The organism is Streptomyces spectabilis (assembly GCF_008704795.1).
GTDB classification, from domain to species: Bacteria; Actinomycetota; Actinomycetes; order Streptomycetales; family Streptomycetaceae; genus Streptomyces; species Streptomyces spectabilis.
The window spans coordinates 2,191,878-2,207,446 of record NZ_CP023690.1 but is presented as its reverse complement, the minus strand read 5'-3'; the positions used below and the strand labels follow the sequence as shown (position 1 = coordinate 2,207,446).

Below are 15,569 nucleotides of genomic sequence, written 5' to 3'. Positions count from 1 at the left end.
CTGGGCTTATGACCTCAGCCTCGCCGGGTGTCCCCGGCGCGTCGGCCGTCCCGCCGGGGGCGCCGCTCGCGCACCGGGTGCCGGACCTGGCCGCCCTGGAGCTGCTGCTCGCCGTGGCCAGGCTCGGCAGCCTCGGCCGGGCGGCGCGGGAGCTCGGCATCACCCAGCCCGCGGCGAGCGGGCGCGTCCGGTCCATGGAGCGACAGCTGGGCGTGGCCCTGGTGGACCGCTCCCCGCGCGGCTCGCGCCTGACGGAGGCGGGCGTCCTCGTCACCGACTGGGCGCGCCGGATCGTGGAGGCGGCCGAGGCCTTCGACGCGGGCGCGCAGGCGCTGCGGGGCCGCCGCGACTCCCGGCTCCGCGTGGCGGCGAGCATGACCATCGCCGAGTACCTGCTGCCCGGCTGGCTGATCGCGCTGCGCGCCCGGCGCCCGGACACGGCCGTCTCGCTGCTCGCGGGCAACTCCGCCGAGGTCGCGGAGCGGCTGCTCGGCGGCGACGCGGACCTCGGGTTCGTGGAGGGCCTCAGGACGCCGGCCGGCCTGGACGCGGCGGTGGTCGGGCACGACCGGCTGATCGTGGTGGTCGCGCCCGGCCATCCCTGGGCGCGACGGCGCGCGCCGCTCGGCGCCCCGGAGCTCGCCGCGACGCCGCTGATCCTGCGCGAGCGGGGTTCCGGCACCCGGCAGGTCCTGGACGCGGCCCTCGGCGGGCTCGCGGCGCCGCTCATGGAGTTGTCCTCGACCACCGCGGTGAAGTCCGCCGCGGTGAGCTGCGCGGGCCCCGCCGTGCTCAGTGAGCTGGCCCTCGGCGACGAGCTGGCCGCGCGTCGGCTGGTGCGGGTGCCGGTGGAGGGGGTGCGGCTGCGCCGCGAGCTGCGGGCGGTGTGGCCGACCGGGCATGTGCCTGCCGGGCCCGCGCGCGAGCTGCTCGGGCTCACGCGGGGGAGTGCCCCGTAGGGGCGCGGGGAACTGCGCGACCAGCCACGACGCGTCCGCGGACATCCGACGCCAGGGGGGCGCACCGGGTCGGGGGCTCAGGCGAGCGCCGCCTTCACCAGCGCCTCCATCACCCGGGTGTCCGTGCCCGCCTCCGGGTGCCACTGCACGCCGAGGACCCAGGCGGGGCCCGGCAGTTCGAGCGCCTCGACCGTGCCGTCGTCGGCGTGGGCGCAGGGGACCAGGCCCCGGCCGACGCGGTCCACCGCCTGGTGGTGGTACGTGGGCACGTCCGTGGCCGCGTCGGGTACGACGGCGGCGTACCGCGTGCCGGGGACCGGCGCGACCGCGTGCGTGCTGAAGACGCCGGGGGCCTTGGCGTGGCCGTCCAGGTGCTGGACCAGGGTGCCGCCGAGCGCGACGTTGAGCAGCTGCATGCCGCGGCAGATGCCGAGCAGGGGCGTCCCGGCGGCCAGGGCGGCCTCGATCAGGGCGAGCTCCCAGGCGTCCCGCTCCTCGGCGGGCGGACCCGTGCGTTCCTCGCGCGCGGCGCCGTAGCGGGCCGGTTCCACGTCGGGGCCGCCCGCGACGACCAGGCCGTCGAGGCGGGCCACGACGTCGGCCGCGTACGCGGGGTCGTCCGGCGGCAGCATCGACGCGAGGCCGCCCGCCGCCTGTACCAGGCGCGGATACCCGGCGGGCAGCAGCGCGGCGGGCAGCGTCCACACGCCCCAGCGCGCCTCGGCCTCCAGATACGTGCTCACGCCGATCAGCGGCCGCTTGGCGTTCCCGTTCACCTTGAACTCCCTCTGCACTCGCGCTAGTTCCGTTCCAGCTCGGCTTCCGCCGCGGCCAGGGCCGCGAACTCCTCCTCCGGTGCCCGCGCCACCAGATGCTTGCGGCTGTACAGGCCGAAGTAGGCGACCGCCACTCCGTACACCCCGAGCGCGATGAACGCCGCCGTGACGTCCACCAGGAACGTCGCCACCAGGGCGGCGCAGGCGAGGGCGAGCGCCACCGACGAGGTCAGGATGCCGCCGGGCGTGCGGTAGGGCCGTTCGAGGCCCGGCTCGCGGCGGCGCAGCACGATGTGGGACAGCGACATCAGGGCGTAGGAGATGGTCGCGCCGAACACCGCCACGTTCAGCATGCGGGCGCCGTCCCCGGTGGCGGCCGCGAGCGAGAAGCCGATCGCGCCCGGCACGAGCAGGCCGAGGTAGGGCGCCTTGCGGCTGCTCGTCAGGGACAGGAAGCGGGGCAGATAGCCCGCCCGTGACAGGGCGAAGAGCTGGCGCGACCCGGCGTAGATCAGGGAGAAGAAGGAGGCCACGAGGCCCGCGAGGCCCGCGTAGTTGATGACGCGGCTCAGGCCCGTGCGCTCGCCGTCCGGCTGGAGCGCGTCCACCAGCGGGTTGCCGGTCGACTGGATGGCGGCGGAGCCGCGCGCCCCGGCCGAGGCGAAGAACGTCAGGAGCGCGAGCGCCAGCAGGATGAGCATCGACCAGCGGATCGCCCGCGGCAGCGTGCGCGCCGGGTCCCTCGTCTCCTCGGCCGCGAGCGGCACGCCCTCCACGCCCAGGAAGAACCACATGCCGAACGGGAACGCCGCCCAGATGCCGAGGATCCCCAGCGGCAGCCACGAGTTGGCGCCGAAGGCGTCGTGGTCCACGGGGATGTCGTTGAGCTTCGAGCCGTCGAAGTCCATGAACGCGCCCACCGCGAACACCAGGAGCGCCACCACCGCGATGCCCGTGACGACGAAGCTGAACCGCAGGGCCTCGCCGACGCCCCACAGATGGATGCCGATGAACAGGACGAAGCAGGCGAGGTAGACCGGCCAGCCCGACTCCAGGCCGAAGAGGCCGAGCGACTCCACGTAGTCGCCGATGAAGATGGAGATCGCGGCGGGCGCGAGGATGTACTCGATGAGGATCGCCGTGCCGGTCAGGAAGCCGCCCCAGGGGCCGAGGGCGCGGCGCGCGAAGCCGTAGCCGCCGCCCGCCGTCGGCAGGACGGACGACAGCTCCGCGAGCGAGAAGACCATGCAGGTGTACATCACGCCCATGAGCGCCATCGCGATGGCCAGACCGCCGAAGCCGCCCTCCTTCAGACCGGAGTTCCAGCCCGAGTAGTCGCCGGAGACGACGTACGCGACACCGAGGCCGGTGAGCAGCACCCATCCGGCGTTGCCGCGGCGCAGCGCGCGCCGCTCCAGATAGTCGTCGCCTTCGGCGCCGCGGGCGGCGCGAGCCTTCGTCGGCTCCGTGGACTCCAGGCTCATGCGGGGCTCCCGGTGCGGCACTCAATGGATTGAAGACATACCTTTGCGGTGTGGAGGCATACCTTCGCGGTGCGGGCGGACAGAAATCAAGACCCGTGCGTAACGAGCTGGTTAACCGTCCGGCTCACCAGGGGGGCGGCAGGTCCGAGCGGGGGGCGCTCGCCTGCGCCGCCGCTCAGGTCAGGAAACCGCGCAGCAGCGCCGCCGTGCCCGCGCAGTGCTCCCGCATCATCTCCCGCGCCCCGTCCGCGTCGCCGTCGAGCACCGCCTCCACCAGGGCGGTGTGCTGGCGCTGGGAGTGCTCCAGGTTGCGCACCAGGAGCGGGATGCAGTCGAGCAGGTCGTTGACGGTCGCGCGGACCGCCGCGTACTGCGCGGTGAGCGTGGGGGAGCCGGACAGCTCGGCGAGCGTGAGGTGCAGCAGGGTGTCCAGACGGCGGTAGTCGGCGAGCGGCGCGTCGTGGGTGCGGGCCAGGGCCGCACGCAGCCGGTCGGCCTGCCCGGGGTCGAGGCCGTGCGTCGCGCACAGGCCCGCCGCGCCCACTTCGAGCACCTCGCGGAAGCGCAGCGCGTCCTCCACGTCCACGTCGGCGACCCGGCGGCGCAGCTCCGCCTCGCCCGGCGCCCCGGCGCGCGGCCGCACGAACGTGCCGCCGTAGCGCCCGCGCCGCGACTCCACCAGACCCTGGTCCTGGAGTACCTTCAGGACCTCGCGCAGCGTGACCCGGCTGATGCCGAGCAGGTCGGCCAACTCCCGCTCCGCCGGGAGCCGTTCGCCGCCGGGCACCAGGCCGAGCCGGACCACCTGGAGGATCTGCTCCAGGGCCTCCTCGAAGCCGTTGCCCGCCCGGACCGGTCGCAGTACCTGATGGAGGCGATCCTCGCCCCGCACGTGGGACATCTGCCCGTACCCCCTTCCCAAGCAATGGTTCTTGCCCATACCTTATGGCCACTCGGCTGACCCAAGGAGGCTTTTCCCGTGGCAGACCGCACACCCCCGCTCGGCGTCGAGGAGCTGCGTGCCCTCGTGGCGAGCGGTGAGATCGACACTGTCGTCCTGGCCTTCCCCGATATGCAAGGGCGGCTCCAGGGCAAGCGGTTCGCCGCCCCGTTCTTCCTGGACGAGGTCCTGGAGCACGGCACGGAGGGCTGCAACTACCTCCTGGCCGTCGACACGGAGATGAACACCGTCGACGGCTACGCGATGTCCTCCTGGGAGCGGGGCTACGGCGACTTCGCCATGCGCCCCGACCTCTCCACCCTGCGCCGCGTCCCTTGGCACGAGGGCACCGCGCTGCTCATCGCCGACCTGGAGTGGAACGACGGCTCGCCCGTCGTCGCGGCCCCGCGCCAGATACTGCGCCGCCAGCTGGACCGGCTCGCCGAGCACGGCTACACCGCGCACGTCGGCACGGAGCTGGAGTTCATCGTCTTCAAGGACACCTACGAGCAGGCCTGGGACGCGGGCTACCGGGGCCTCACCCCGGCGAACCAGTACAACATCGACTACTCCGTCCTCGGCACGGGCCGCATCGAGCCGCTCCTGCGCCGCATCCGCAACGAGATGGCGGGCGCGGGCCTGACGGTGGAGTCCGCCAAGGGCGAGTGCAACCCCGGTCAGCACGAGATCGTGTTCCGCTACGACGAGGCCCTGGTCACCTGCGACCAGCACGCCCTGTACAAGACCGGCACCAAGGAGATCGCCGCGCAGGAAGGCGTGTCGATCACCTTCATGGCGAAGTACAACGAGCGCGAGGGCAACTCCTGCCACATTCACCTCTCGCTCCAGGACGCCGACGGCACCAACGCCATGGCCGGTGACGGGCCCGGCGGCATGTCGCCCGTCATGCGCCACTTCCTCGCGGGCCAGCTCGTCGCACTGCGCGACTTCAGCCTCCTCTACGCGCCCAACATCAACTCGTACAAGCGCTTCCAGCCGGGCTCGTTCGCCCCGACGGCGGCCGCCTGGGGCCACGACAACCGCACCTGCTCCCTGCGGGTGGTCGGCCACGGCCCTTCGCTGCGCTTCGAGAACCGCCTTCCCGGCGGCGACGTCAACCCGCACCTGGCCGTCGCCGGTCTGGTCGCGGCGGGCCTGTACGGCATCGAGCAGCAGCTGGAGCTGCCCGAGGCGTGCGCCGGCAACGCCTACACCGCCGACTACGAGCACGTCCCCACGACGCTGCGCGAGGCCGCCGAGCTGTGGGAGAACAGCCCCGTCGCCAAGGCCGCGTTCGGCGACGAGGTCGTCGCGCACTACCGCAACATGGCGCGGGTCGAGCTGGACGCCTTCGACTCCGCGGTGACCGACTGGGAGCTGCGCCGCTCCTTCGAACGCATGTGAGGCACGTCTTGCTCGAATCACTCCAGGTACTGAACCCGGCGACGGAGGACGTCGTCGCGACCGTGCCCGCCGCCACGGCGGCCGACGTCGACGCGGCCGTCGCACGCGCCGTCCGGGCACAGGAGAAGTGGGCCGCCGTCGCCCCGGCCGACCGGGCCCGGCTCCTGCGCCGCTTCGCCGCCGTCATCGACGGCCACGTGGAGGAACTGGCCCGGCTCGAGGTCCGCGAGGCCGGGCACGTCATCGGCAACGCCCGCTGGGAGGCGGGCAACGCCCGGGACCTGTTCGAGTACGCGGCGGGCGGCGTCGAGCGCCTCAACGGCCGCCAGATCCCCGTCCCCGGCGGCCTCGACGTCACGATCCTCGAACCCCTCGGCGTCATCGGCGTGATCGCGCCCTGGAACTTCCCGATGCCCATCGCCGCCTGGGGCACCGCCCCGGCCCTCGCGGCGGGCAACGCGGTCGTCCTCAAGCCCGCCGAGACCACCCCGCTGACCGCCCTGCGCCTGGCCGAACTCGCCCTGGAGGCGGGCCTGCCCGAGGGCCTCTTCCAGGTCCTGCCCGGCGAGGGCGCCGTCGCGGGCGACGCGCTCGTCGAGCACCCCGGCGTCGCCAAGATCGTGTTCACCGGCTCGACCCGCGTCGGCAAGCAGATCATGGCCAAGTGCGCCGACCGCGTGAAGCGCGTGACCCTCGAACTCGGCGGCAAGAGCCCGAACATCGTCTTCGCCGACGCCGACGTGGAGGCCGCAGCCCTCGCCGCGCCCGGCTCCTTCCTCGACAACTCGGGCCAGGACTGCTGCGCCCGCACCCGAATGCTCGTGCAGCGCTCGGTGTACGACCGCTTCGTCGAGCTCCTGACACCCCTGGTCGAGTCGTACGTCGTCGGCGACCCGGCCGACGAGAAGACCCAGATGGGCCCGCTGATCTCCCGGGCCCAGCTGGAGCGGGTGCGCTCCTACGTCCCCGCGGGCGCGGGCATCCGCGGCAGCGCCCCCGAAGGGCCCGGCTTCTGGTTCCCGCCGACCGTCCTCACCGACGCGGGGCCGACGTCGCCGGTCGCCGTCGAGGAGGTCTTCGGGCCGGTCGCCGTGGTGCTGCCCTTCGAGGACGAGGCCGAGGCGGTCCGCCTCGCCAACGCCACCGAGTACGGCCTCTCGGGCTCGATCTGGACCCGGGACGTGGGCCGGGCGCTGCGCGTGTCCCAGGCCGTGCGGGCCGGGAACCTGTCGGTCAACTCGCACTCCAGCGTGCGCTATTGGACCCCCTTCGGCGGCTACGGCCAGTCCGGGCTCGGACGCGAGCTCGGCCCGGACGCCCTCGCCGCCTTCACCGAAACCAAGAACGTCTTCATCAGCACGGAAGGGCCCGCCCAGTGACCCAGGCTCAGGAAAACGTCTGCCGCCGTCTCGTCGGCCGCACCGCCGTCATCACCGGCGCGGGCAGCGGCATCGGCCTCGCCACCGCCCGCCGCCTCGCCTCCGAGGGCGCCCACGTGGTGTGCGGCGACATCGACGACACCGCGGGCAAGAAGGCCGCCGACGAGGTCGGCGGCACGTACGTGAAGGTCGACGTCACCGACGCCGAGCAGGTCGAGGCGCTGTTCAGGACGGCGTACGACACCTACGGCTCCGTCGACATCGCCTTCAACAACGCGGGCATCTCGCCGCCCGACGACGACTCCATCCTGGACACGGGCCTGGAGGCCTGGAAGCGCGTCCAGGAGGTCAACCTCACCTCCGTGTACCTGTGCTGCAAGGCCGCCATCCCCTACATGCGGCGCCAGGGCAAGGGCTCCATCATCAACACCGCCTCCTTCGTGGCCCGGATGGGCGCGGCGACCTCGCAGATCTCCTACACCGCGTCCAAGGGCGGCGTGCTCGCGATGTCCCGCGAGCTGGGCGTGCAGTTCGCCCGCGAGGGCATCCGTGTGAACGCGCTGTGCCCGGGCCCGGTGAACACCCCGCTGCTCCAGGAGCTGTTCGCCAAGGACCCCGAGCGGGCCGCGCGCCGCCTGGTGCACATCCCGGTGGGCCGCTTCGCCGAGGCCGAGGAGATCGCCGCCGCGGTCGCCTTCCTCGCCAGCGACGACTCGGCGTTCGTGAACGCCACGGACTTCCTCGTCGACGGCGGCATCTCCGGGGCGTACGTCACGCCCCAGTAGTTCACCCCGAGGCCACCCACCCGTCAGCCGGGCGTCGTGAGGCGCCCGGCTGATCTGCGTAGACAGGCACCGTGTTCATGAAGATCAAGCATCCGCTGGCCGCCGTGGCGGCCGCCCTGGCCGTCGTGGGGACCGGCCTCGCCGCCACCGCCGAGGCCGCGCCGGCCCCGCACCGGCCCGCCGCGAAGTGCCCCGCCCTCACCGTCTCGAAGGGCTGGTACGGCGACAACAAGCAGCGTCTCCAGCGCCTCCTCGACACCTACGGCCGCTGCTCGGACGCGTACGACAAGCGCCACAAGCCCCTCGCCGTCTTCGACTGGGACAACACGGTCATCAAGAACGACGTGGGCGACGCCACCATGTTCTGGATGCTGCGCCACGGCAAGATACGCACCCCCGAGCGCGGCGACTGGCGCACCACGAGCCGCTATCTCACCGCGCCCGCCGCCAAGGCCCTGGCCAAGGCCTGCCCGGCCACCGGCCGCACCCTGCCCACGCGCACGAACACGGCCTGCGCCGACGAGATCGCCGCCGTGTACGGCGAGGGCACCACGGCCACCGGCAAGGCCGCCTTCGCCGGGTTCGACCACCGCCGCATGGAGCCGCAGTACGCCTGGCTCGCCCAGCTCCTGCGCGGCTGGAGCACCGCCCGCGTCAAGGACTTCGCGGCCGCCGCCCGCGCCGAGAACCTCGCCGCGCCCATCGGCGCCGAACAGCGCGTCGGCACCGGCAAGGTCACCGGCTGGGCCCGCTACTACGACCAGCAGCGCGACCTCATCCGCGCCCTGAAGAAGGCCGGATTCGACGTGTACGTCGTCTCCGCCTCCCCCGAGCCGATCGCCGAAGTGTGGGCGAAGGGCGTGCGCGTCGACGCCCGGCACACCATCGGCATCCGCAACGTCACCCGCGAAGGCCGCCTCACCGCCCGCCTCAAGGGCTGCGGCTCCGTCGAGGACGGCGCCGACTCGATGATCACGTACATCGACGGCAAGCGCTGCGCCATCAACGAGCGGATCCTCGGCGTGCGCGGCAAGGCCGCCGAGAGGGTACAGCCCGCCGCGAAGCGCCAGGTGTTCGCCGCGGGCGACTCCGACACCGACGTGTCCTTCCTGCGCGACGCCACCGGGCTCAGGCTCGTCCTGAACCGCAACAAGGCCGAACTGATGTGCCGCGCCTACGACAACGGCGACCGGCGCTGGCTGATCAACCCCATGTTCATCGAGCCCAAGGGCAAGCAGTCCGCGCCCTACCCGTGCGCCACCACCGGCTACACCGGCCGCGACGGCACGAAGGCCCCGGTGCGCCGCGCGGACGGATCGGTCATCGCGGACCAACAGGACAGTGTGTACGGGGGTTCAGCGACCTCGTAGAACTGCTGTAGCGTCCACGCACATGCGTAACAGAAACGTTCTGGCGCTGACGCTGGCCTCGGCCGCCACCCTGGTGGCCGGGCCCGTCACGCTTCCCGCAGCCGCCGCCACGGCCGCGCCCGCGTCGCACACCGGCGCCCACTGTCCCCAGCTGTCGAAGAAGCTCACCTGGTACGGCGACAACCGCGCCCGTCTCCAGAAGGTCATCGACGAGCGGGGCACCTGCTCCAACCCGCACCTCGGCCACGGCCAGAAGCGTCCCGTCGCCGCCTTCGACTGGGACAACACCGTCGTCAAGAACGACGTCACCGACGCCACCATCAGCTGGGCGCTGCGGCACGACAAGATCCTGCGCCCCAAGAGCTGGAAGTCCTCCAGCAAGTGGATGACGGCCGCGGGCCACCGCGCCCTCACCCGGGCCTGCGGCACCCAGGTCCCCGTCGGCAGGCCGCTGCCCACCTCCACCAACACCGCCTGCGCCGACGAGATCCTCCAGATCCGCGAGGACGGCACCACGATGAGCGGCGCCGCCGCCTTCGCCGGGACCTGGCACCACCGCCGCACCGTCCCGCAGTACGCGTGGGTGCCCCAGCTCTTCGCCGGACACACCGTCAAGGAGGTGGAGTCGTACGCGAAGAAGGCCCGCACCGAGGCCCTCGCCGCCCCCGTCGGCACCACCCGCACCATCGGCAGCCACACCGTGCCCGGCTACGCGCGCTACTACGACCAGCAGCGCGATCTGATCCGCACCCTGAAGAAGGCCGGATTCGACGTCTACATCGTCTCCGCGGGCTCCGAGCCCGTCGCCGAGGTGTGGTCGCGCGGCGTGGGCATCGACCGCAAGCACACCATCGCGATCCGCTCCGTCCTGGACGGCAAGGGCCGCATCACCACCTGGAACCAGGGCTGCGGCGGCGTCGGCGTCAACAAGGGCGACGTCATCCCGTACATCGACGGCAAGCGCTGCTTCATCAACCAGGAGATCTACAAGATCAAGGGCAAGAAGGCCTGGGACAAGCAGCGCTGGAGCCAGCGCATCGCGGTCGGCGGCGGCGACGCCGACACCGACGTGACGTTCGTCGGCGACGCCACCGGCGCGCACCTCGTGCTGAACCGCAACAAGGGCGAGTTCATGTGCCGCGCGTACGACAACGCCGACGGCCGCTGGGTCGTGAACCCCATGTTCATCGAGCCGCTGCCGCAGAAGCCGGGCACCTACCCGTGCTCGACCGCCGCGTACAACGAGCCCGACGGACGCAAGGGCCCGGTCCTGCGCGAGGACGGCTCGGTGGTCCCCGACCAGCGGGACAGCATCCACTGACCGTGTGACCGGCTGGTTGTACCGGCCGGCGCGCCACGTCCTAGAGTGCCGGGATGAGCATGTCGCCTCCGCCCGGCTGGTACCCGGACCCGTCCCGACCCGCCGTCGAGCGCTGGTGGGACGGGTCCGGGTGGACCGAGCACCGGCGCACGCCCGAGGCCACGGTCCATCTGGCGCAGGCGCGGCCGGGGCTCGCCCCCACCGCGGTCCAGCCGCTGCCGGTGCGCACCGGCGGGCGACGCGCCAGGGCCGTCGCGCTGAGCGCTGCCGGGGCCGTCCTCGTCGCCTCGATCGTCACCGGCTTCCTGGTCCTCCAGGACGACGACGGCGACCCCGCGGCCGGGCCCGCGCCCACCGCGTCTGAGCCGAACGAGCCAACGCCGACGCCCACGTCCGCGTCGCCGACCGCCTCCGCGTCCCCCACCGAGGACCCGGACACCCTCACCGACGAACTCAACGGCATCACGCTGCCCGTGCCCGACGGGTGGGAGAAGGCCGACCACGCCGTCGGCGACGAACTGACCCTCCAGACGCCGGACACCTACGACTGCCCCGGCGACCCCGGCTTCTGCCGCCACGGCACGATCACCACGCGGACGGTGACCGGCACCGACGAGCGCTCCCCGGAGAAGCTCGCCAGGCGCGACATCAAGGACGCCGCGGAGGCCGCGTACGACCACGACGCGCTCGACCGCGAGCCGTTCGGCGGCATCGCGCGGCACACCCAGGTGAAGAGCGGCACCGTCGCGGTCGCGGGCCGCGGCGGCTACTACGTACGGTGGCGCGTCCACACCGAGAAGGGCCCCGGCGGGTACGTGCAGTCCGTGTCGTTCCCCTCCAGCAGCGGCTCCGAGGCGATGGTCGTCGTCCGCATCAGCGTCGACGCGGCGGACGGCGCGCCCCCGCTGTCCGACATCGACGAGGTCGTCGACGGGATCAGGCCCATCGACGACAGCGCCACGGGCGGGGGAGTGGGCAGCAGCGTGGGCCCGACGCCGTAGCGGCTCCTCCGGGCCTCGGGGGCCCACGGCTTCACAGCCTCACGGCCTCACAGGAAGGTGTGGCCCTCGCCCCGGTACGTCGGCACGGTCTCCGTCACCCGGTCGCCCACGACCAGGTGCAGCTCCGCGAACCGCTCGCACAGCTCACCGGCCTTGGCGTGCCGGAACCACACCTTGTCACCGATCCGCAGATCGTCCGCGGCGGCCCCGACCAGCGGCGTCTGCACCTCGCCCGCGCCTTCCTGGGCGGTGTACCGCAGCCCCTGGGGCAGATGCGGCACCGGCGACCGGTCCGCGCCCGCGACCCCCGACGCCGGATAGCCGCCGCCGAGCACCGTCACCACGCCACGGCCCGGCCTGCGCACGACCGGCTGCGCGAAGAGCGCCGCCGGACGCCCGCTGAACGACGTGTAGTTGTCGAACAGGCGCGGCACGTACAGACCCGATCCGGCCGCCACCTCCGTGACCGCGCCCTCGGCCGCCGTCTGCTGCACGCTGCCGGTGCCGCCGCCGTTCACGAACTCGAGGTCGGGCACGGCGTCCCGCACCGCCCGGATCGTCTCCGCACGCCGGACGGCCAGCTCCCGGCGCGCGGCGGACTGCATCAGCCGCACCGCCCGCGACTTGGCGGGGTGCCCCGCGACGGCGTCCCCGACACCGGCGACGTGCCCCTCGTACGCCATGACGCCGACGAGCCGGAAACCGGGCCGGCGCGCGATCGCCCGGGCGAGCGCGGCGACCTGGGCGGGCTCGTGCAGCGGCGAGCGCCGCGCGCCGATCCGCACCCGCCCGCCGAGCAGCTTCAGGGAGGTGTCCAACTCCAGGCACACGCGCACCTCTTCGCGGCCGTCGCCGCGCGCCTCCTCGATGAGCCGCAGCTGCGCCGGATCGTCGACCATCACCGTGACGGCCGCCGCCAGCTTGGGGTCGGCCGCGAGCTCGGCGAAGGCGGCGCGGTCCGCCGACGGGTACGCGAGCAGCACGTCGTCGAAGCCGGAGCGCGCGAGCCACAGCGACTCCGCGAGCGTGAACGACATGACCCCTGCGAACCCGTCCCGCGCGAGGACCCGTTCGAGCAGGGCCCGGCACCGCACGGACTTGCTCGCGACCCGGAGGGGTTTCCCGCCCGCCCGGCGCGTCAAGTCCTCGGCGTTGGCGTCGAAGGCCGTCAGATCGACGATCGCGAGCGGCGCGTCGAGGTGCGCGGTGGCCCGGTCGTAACGGGCCCGGTCCGCGGCCCGGTCCCGGGTGAAGTCAGCGGCTCCGCCTGTCATGGGCGCAGCCTGCCAGACACCGCTACCCAAGGGTAGGGGGACGTTCCGGGCAGATCACCCGGTGGCCTGGACTGGGTTCCCGTGGGGCTCATGTCAACCCGTAAAGTGACGCGCACGCAGGGAGCGCGCGACGCGACGGAACGGGGGGTGCATGAGCACGGAGGCGCGACGGCCCCCCGTCCCCCCACGTCCCGGCACCCCACCACGGCTGCCGACGCAGCCCGACGGCACCCCGGACGCTCCCGGCGACCCCGTCCCCCCGGACCCGCCGCCCCCGCCTTCGCACCCGTCCGCCCCGGCCGCTGAACCGCCCCCGCCGCCCGCGAGCGCCCGCTTTCCCGACGTACGGCCTCCGGTGGACCGCGACTGGGTGCTCAGCGGCCCCCGTCCGGCGGCGGAGGACTCCGACACCTCCACCCCTGCGGACCACGAGGCAGCGGTGGCGGACTTGCTGGCACCCTTCGACCGGCTCGCGCCCGAGCGGAGTGCGGGCCGTATTGATGGTGATCCCGTGTCCGGGGCAGGCCGTGCGGTCGCTGACCGCGCGTCCGGGTCGGACCGCGCCGTCGGCGCGGCCGCGTCCGAGGCGGGGAGCGACGTTGCTGACCCCGCGTCCAGGCCGGGCCACGTCGCCGGAGATCCCGCGGCGGCCTCCGGCGCCGAGGGTGAGGGCGCCCCGCCACCCCCGCCCGCCTCCGCCCGTCTCCCGGACGCGCCTCCCGCTCCGGCGAACCCCCCGCGCCCCGGCGTGCCCGAGGCCCGCGGCCCGCGCCCCGGCACGGTGCCGCCGCGGTCCCGGGCCTCCGCCGCCCGCAGGGCCCGCGGCGCCGTCGACCTGTCGCCGCGCCCCGACGGGCACCGTCCCTTCGTGTTCCTCGCCCGGCCCGCCCTGTACGACGACACCACCACCCGGCTCCGCCCCGTCGCGGCCTGGCTCCGGCCCCGCGCGGCCGCCGCCGCGGCCTGTGCCGTCCTCGGGCTCGGGCTCATCGGCGGCGCCGTGACCGGGAGTTGGCTCACCGGCGAGTCCGACGCGGCGGGCGGCTCCCGCGACACCTACGCCGCCGCGGGGACGCTCTGGCACAGCCTGCCCGTCGACGCCCTGTTCCCGCCCACCATCAAGGGCGGGGGAGCGGGCCCCGGCGGCGCCGACCGGGTCTGGAACCGCGTAGCCGTCGCCCCCGACAGCGGCTGCGCCAAGGCCTTCGACCCGCTGCTGCGCAAGGCGCTCGCCCCCGTCGGCTGCAGGCGCCTGCTGCGCGCCACCTACACCGATGCCACGAAGAGCCATCTGACCACCGTGGGCCTGCTGTTCACCAAGGCCGACGCCGACGGCATGCACGCGCTGCGCACCCGCTTCGGCCGCGAGGGCCTGGACCGGCGCACCGACCTGATGCCCCGCGCGTACGCCGCCCGGGGCACCCCCGCCGCCGTCTTCGGTGCCGCGCAGCGGGCCACCTGGACCCTGTCGGTCCTGCCCGACGCGCCCGTCGTCGCCTACGCCGTGTCCGGGTTCGCCGACGGCCGCGCCGTCACCGAACCCGAACCCGCCGCCGAGGCCATGAAGGCGGGCGCCACCTCTGCCCCCGCCCAGGCCGGACTCGGCCACGACGCCAAGGGCATCGCCGACCGTGTCGAGCGCAGCCTGCGCAAGACCGCCACCGCGGCCCCGGAGAAGCCCTGATGAGCCCGCTGCCGACGCGCCGGCACGCACCCGTCGCGGTCGCCATCGCCGGAGCCCTCGCGCTGCTGCCCGCCACCCCCGCCCGCGCCGACGACGGCATCCGCGCCCAGCAGTGGGCCCTCGACGCCATGGGCACGAGCCAGGCCTGGCGCACCACCAAGGGCGAGGGCGTCACCGTGGCCGTCCTCGACACCGGGGTCGACGGCTCCCACCCCGACCTCAAGGGCAGCGTCCTGCCCGGCAAGGACATGGTGGGCTTCGGCGCCCGGCGCGGCGACCGCACCTGGGCCCGGCACGGCACCGCCATGGCCGGGATCGTCGCCGGGCACGGCCACGGCGAGGGCCGCGGCGACGGTGTGCTCGGCATCGCCCCCGGGGCCCGGATCCTGCCGGTGCGGGTGATCCTGGAGGACGGCGACCCGGCCCGCGGAAAGGCCCGCCAGACCCGCGGCAACGCCCTCGCCGAAGGCATCCGCTGGGCCGCCGACCACGGCGCCGACGTCATCAACCTCTCCCTCGGCGACGACTCCAAGTCCGCGCACCCCGAGCCCTCCGAGGACGCCGCCGTCCAGTACGCCCTCAAGAAGGGCGCCGTCGTCGTCGCCTCGGCGGGCAACGGCGGCGAGCGCGGCGACCACATCTCCTACCCCGCCGCCTACCCGGGCGTGATCGTCGCGACGGCCGTCGACGAGAACGGCGCGCGGGCCTCCTTCTCCACCCGCCGCTGGTACGCCACCGTCAGCGCCCCCGGCGACGACATCGTCATCGCCGACCCCGACCGCAAGTACTACGAGGGCTGGGGCACCAGCGCCGCCTCCGCCTTCGTCTCCGGCGCCGTCGCCCTCGTCCGGGCCGCCCGCCCCGGCCTCTCCCCGGCGCAGATCAAACGGCTCCTCCAGGACACCGCGCAGGACGCCCCCGCGGGCGGCCGCGACGACTCCCGCGGCTTCGGCCTCATCGACCCCGCGGCCGCGCTGAGCCGCGCCGCCGGACTCAAGCCGGATTCCCTGCGGGCCAGGGCCCACGGCGGCACGTACGCCAAGAAGTACTTCGGTCCGGGCCCCGCCGAGGACACGGACGACGACACGCACTCGGCCTGGCTGGGCCCGGTGGCCGCAGCCCTGGGCACGGCCCTCCTCGCGGCGGGCGCCTACCTCTGGCGGGGCCGCCCGCGCCGCCGCTGAGCAGCGGG

Annotated in this window: 13 protein-coding genes; 9 read left to right on the top strand and 4 right to left on the bottom strand. The window is 74.0% G+C overall.

Annotation, left to right across the window (positions count from 1 at the left end; genetic code table 11):
* Positions 1-8 precede the first annotated feature (8 nt).
* Complete coding sequence (locus tag CP982_RS09380; RefSeq protein ID WP_150510088.1) at positions 9-959, top strand: LysR family transcriptional regulator; 951 nt, start codon at positions 9-11, stop codon at positions 957-959.
* 77 nt (positions 960-1,036) lie between these two features.
* Here CP982_RS09380 and CP982_RS09375 read toward each other — a convergent pair whose 3' ends face one another.
* The 3 genes from CP982_RS09375 to CP982_RS09365 all read right to left on the bottom strand — a co-directional run bounded on the left by CP982_RS09375 (position 1,037) and on the right by CP982_RS09365 (position 4,120).
* Positions 1,037-1,735: a gamma-glutamyl-gamma-aminobutyrate hydrolase family protein gene (locus CP982_RS09375; RefSeq protein WP_229879026.1), complete on the bottom strand. Its 699-nt coding sequence runs from the start codon at positions 1,733-1,735 to the stop codon at positions 1,037-1,039.
* Positions 1,736-1,758: 23 nt separating this feature from the next.
* On the bottom strand, positions 1,759-3,219 hold the full coding sequence (gene eat, locus CP982_RS09370; RefSeq protein ID WP_150510087.1) for an ethanolamine permease: 1,461 nt from the start codon (positions 3,217-3,219) through the stop codon (positions 1,759-1,761).
* A gap of 175 nt (positions 3,220-3,394) precedes the next feature.
* Positions 3,395-4,120, bottom strand: a complete 726-nt coding sequence (locus CP982_RS09365) for a FadR/GntR family transcriptional regulator (protein WP_150510086.1) — start codon at positions 4,118-4,120, stop codon at positions 3,395-3,397.
* 78 nt (positions 4,121-4,198) lie between these two features.
* Here CP982_RS09365 and CP982_RS09360 point away from each other — a divergent pair, with 78 nt between their 5' ends.
* The 6 genes from CP982_RS09360 to CP982_RS09335 all read left to right on the top strand — a co-directional run bounded on the left by CP982_RS09360 (position 4,199) and on the right by CP982_RS09335 (position 11,419).
* Positions 4,199-5,563: a glutamine synthetase family protein gene (locus CP982_RS09360; RefSeq protein ID WP_150510085.1), complete on the top strand. Its 1,365-nt coding sequence runs from the start codon at positions 4,199-4,201 to the stop codon at positions 5,561-5,563.
* 8 nt (positions 5,564-5,571) lie between these two features.
* The gene (locus CP982_RS09355) at positions 5,572-6,942 is read left to right on the top strand and encodes an aldehyde dehydrogenase family protein (RefSeq protein WP_150510084.1); all 1,371 of its coding nucleotides are present in this window, start codon (positions 5,572-5,574) and stop codon (positions 6,940-6,942) included.
* Positions 6,939-7,727, top strand: a complete 789-nt coding sequence (locus CP982_RS09350; RefSeq protein ID WP_150510083.1) for a 3-oxoacyl-ACP reductase — start codon at positions 6,939-6,941, stop codon at positions 7,725-7,727. Before CP982_RS09355 ends, CP982_RS09350 begins: the two co-directional genes overlap by 4 nt.
* Before the next feature lie 77 nt (positions 7,728-7,804).
* Complete coding sequence (locus CP982_RS09345) at positions 7,805-9,097, top strand: HAD family hydrolase (protein WP_150515392.1); 1,293 nt, start codon at positions 7,805-7,807, stop codon at positions 9,095-9,097.
* 22 nt (positions 9,098-9,119) lie between these two features.
* Entirely contained in the window at positions 9,120-10,418 is a 1,299-nt protein-coding gene (locus tag CP982_RS09340) for an HAD family hydrolase (RefSeq protein WP_184925426.1), read from the top strand.
* A gap of 53 nt (positions 10,419-10,471) precedes the next feature.
* Complete coding sequence (locus CP982_RS09335; protein ID WP_150510082.1) at positions 10,472-11,419, top strand: DUF2510 domain-containing protein; 948 nt, start codon at positions 10,472-10,474, stop codon at positions 11,417-11,419.
* Between the two features lie 47 nt (positions 11,420-11,466).
* On the opposite strand, the gene CP982_RS09330 is transcribed toward CP982_RS09335, so the two are convergent.
* Positions 11,467-12,693 carry an amino acid deaminase/aldolase gene (locus CP982_RS09330; RefSeq protein WP_150510081.1) on the bottom strand — a complete coding sequence of 409 codons (1,227 nt, stop codon included), beginning with the start codon at positions 12,691-12,693 and terminating at the stop codon, positions 11,467-11,469.
* 355 nt (positions 12,694-13,048) lie between these two features.
* On the opposite strand from CP982_RS09330, the gene CP982_RS42470 reads away from it, so the two are divergent.
* Entirely contained in the window at positions 13,049-14,377 is a 1,329-nt protein-coding gene (locus CP982_RS42470) for a hypothetical protein (RefSeq protein WP_242785895.1), read from the top strand.
* Entirely contained in the window at positions 14,377-15,561 is a 1,185-nt protein-coding gene (gene mycP, locus CP982_RS09320) for a type VII secretion-associated serine protease mycosin (RefSeq protein ID WP_150510080.1), read from the top strand. The genes CP982_RS42470 and mycP overlap by 1 nt, the downstream gene beginning before the upstream one ends.
* The last annotated feature ends 8 nt before the right edge of the window (positions 15,562-15,569 follow it).